Annotated in this window: 4 protein-coding genes and 1 pseudogene; all 5 read right to left on the bottom strand. The window is 32.3% G+C overall.

Annotated features, from left to right (window positions below; genetic code table 11):
• Positions 1-545: D-sedoheptulose 7-phosphate isomerase (gene gmhA, locus AJN58_RS00810; protein ID WP_070291920.1), on the bottom strand; the 545-nt coding region annotated here is incomplete at its 3' end.
• Positions 542-778, bottom strand: coding sequence for a MerR family transcriptional regulator (locus tag AJN58_RS00805; protein ID WP_070291918.1), 237 nt, complete (start codon positions 776-778; stop codon positions 542-544). The genes AJN58_RS00805 and gmhA (AJN58_RS00810), both read right to left, overlap by 4 nt.
• Positions 775-1,407, bottom strand: a complete 633-nt coding sequence (locus tag AJN58_RS00800; RefSeq protein WP_070291916.1) for a zeta toxin family protein — start codon at positions 1,405-1,407, stop codon at positions 775-777. Before AJN58_RS00800 ends, AJN58_RS00805 begins: the two co-directional genes overlap by 4 nt.
• A 94-nt stretch (positions 1,408-1,501) precedes the next feature.
• Positions 1,502-2,074 (bottom strand): D-sedoheptulose 7-phosphate isomerase, encoded by a 573-nt coding sequence (gene gmhA / locus AJN58_RS00795; RefSeq protein WP_070291914.1) that lies wholly within the window; start codon positions 2,072-2,074, stop codon positions 1,502-1,504.
• Positions 2,071-2,220 (bottom strand): annotated as a pseudogene (locus AJN58_RS10275) (bifunctional heptose 7-phosphate kinase/heptose 1-phosphate adenyltransferase); the annotation flags it as partial. The pseudogene AJN58_RS10275 and the gene gmhA (AJN58_RS00795), both read right to left, overlap by 4 nt.

Here is a 2,220-nt window from a genome sequence, read left to right as displayed (position 1 = left end):
ATGATCTGACAAAGTGTGTGTATGATTAAAATGTGCATTTCTTGAATTCTAGCCGTATCATCACTTGGCACAACAAGATTATGATCACAAAGCTTATTCATCATTCCACCACCCTTTCCGCTAAGGCCTAGACAAAGCATATTAAGCTCTTTTGCTTTTTTTAAAGCTTCTAAAACATTAGGGCTTTTTCCACTGGTTGAAATGCCGATTAAAACATCATTTTCATTTCCTAAAGCTTCCACTTGTCTTGAAAAAACAAACTCAAAACCATAGTCATTTCCTATAGCACTAAGTGCTGAAGTATCGGTTGTAAGTGCTATACCTGCTAAAGCCTTGCGTTCTTTTTTATAACGCCCACTAAGTTCAGCTGCAAAATGCTGTGCATCAGCTGCACTTCCACCATTTCCGCAAATCAAAATCTTGCCACCTTTTTTAAGACACTCACACAAAAGCTCACCTATTTTAGCGATTTGTCCTTTTAAAATTTCACTTTCTTGAGCGATTTTTTGATGTTCTTGCCATTCTTTTTCCACTAAATTTATCATTTTTTATCCTTAATCTTTTCTATAATCTTACTTGTGCTAAATCCTTCTTCAAAGTCGATTAATTCAACTCTTGAAACGATATCCGCACCCACAACAAGCTTATCTTTATAATCAGCTCCTTTAACCAAAATATCAGGTTTTAAAAAACCTTGCTTATCCCAATTGCGGATTGTTTGTATTGTAATACCAAGTAAATTTGCAGCATGTCTGATAGAAACAAGCTTATCTATCATGACTTAATCCTATTAGAATGATTGTATCCATTATTATAAGAATAACTTTTAAATTGTGTTTTATCTGGTATTAAATCACTAAACCAAGTGACATTATTTTGCAAATCTAATATCCCATTTGTTATCTTTGCAATTAATTCATAATTTTTAGTATTATCATAAACCAAAATCTCATCACATAATGGCATAATTTTTAAAAGATTTTGCATACTTTCATAATATCTTTTATCTATTAAATGTGGCTCTATGTCGTGTCCGCCTTTAGCTACTCTTATTTTTACTCGTGCTTTTGCAGTTTGCGGGCTATCAAGTCCTACGAAGTGTAAATTGATTTTATAACCATGCTCTTTTAATTCACTAAATAGATTTAATATAGCTTTTCCGCAAAGCGTAGTTTCTTGATTAAAATTAAGTTTATCATTTATATATACTTTACGCATTTTTATAGCTATCTTTGAGGCACGAATTTGAGTTTGTCTATCTCTATGATCTCCAATGCTTTGAGCTATCTCATCTACATTTATGCGATAACCTAAATTTATTCCTTGCTCTTGTGCTAAAAAATATAAAGTAGTCTTTCCTGCACCATTTACACCAGCAAAAATAGTAGCCGTTGGTTGATTTACCATAAAAAGTTCCTTGTATAAATTTTAAGTAATAATAATAAATTTTCAATAAAAATCTAAAAATATTTGATATTTATTTATAGTTTTTCATAGGTTTTTATAAATCAGTTTTATAGCTCTCATCTATGATCTGACAAAGTGTGTGTATGATTAAAATGTGCATTTCTTGAATTCTAGCCGTATCATCACTTGGCACAACAAGATTATGATCACAAAGCTTATTCATCATTCCACCACCCTTTCCGCTAAGGCCTAGACAAAGCATATTAAGCTCTTTTGCTTTTTTTAAAGCTTCTAAAACATTAGGGCTTTTTCCACTGGTTGAAATGCCGATTAAAACATCATTTTCATTTCCTAAAGCTTCCACTTGTCTTGAAAAAACAAACTCAAAACCATAGTCATTTCCTATAGCACTAAGTGCTGAAGTATCGGTTGTAAGTGCTATACCTGCTAAAGCCTTGCGTTCTTTTTTATAACGCCCACTAAGTTCAGCTGCAAAATGCTGTGCATCAGCTGCACTTCCACCATTTCCGCAAATCAAAATCTTGCCACCTTTTTTAAGACACTCACACAAAAGCTCACCTATTTTAGCGATTTGTCCTTTTAAAATTTCACTTTCTTGAGCGATTTTTTGATGTTCTTGCCATTCTTTTTCCACTAAATTTATCATTTTTTATCCTTAATCTTTTCTATAATCTTACTTGTGCTAAATCCTTCTTCAAAGTCGATTAATTCAACTCTTGAAACGATATCCGCACCCACAACAAGCTTATCTTTATAATCAGCTCCTTTAACCAAAATATCAGGTTTTAAAAA

This window comes from Campylobacter sp. BCW_4321 (assembly GCF_001763075.1).
Classification (GTDB): domain Bacteria; phylum Campylobacterota; class Campylobacteria; order Campylobacterales; family Campylobacteraceae; genus Campylobacter_D; species Campylobacter_D jejuni.
Note: the sequence above shows the minus strand (reverse complement) of the source record. Positions and strands in the feature narration are given on the sequence as shown.

Excerpts from the sequence above, each read along its gene's own strand:
- AJN58_RS00805 (WP_070291918.1), bottom strand. The coding sequence starts at position 778 with ATGATAGATAAGCTTGTTTCTATCAGACATGCTGCAAATTTACTTGGT.
- AJN58_RS00800 (WP_070291916.1), bottom strand. The coding sequence starts at position 1,407 with ATGGTAAATCAACCAACGGCTACTATTTTTGCTGGTGTAAATGGTGCA.
- gmhA (WP_070291914.1), bottom strand. The coding sequence starts at position 2,074 with ATGATAAATTTAGTGGAAAAAGAATGGCAAGAACATCAAAAAATCGCT.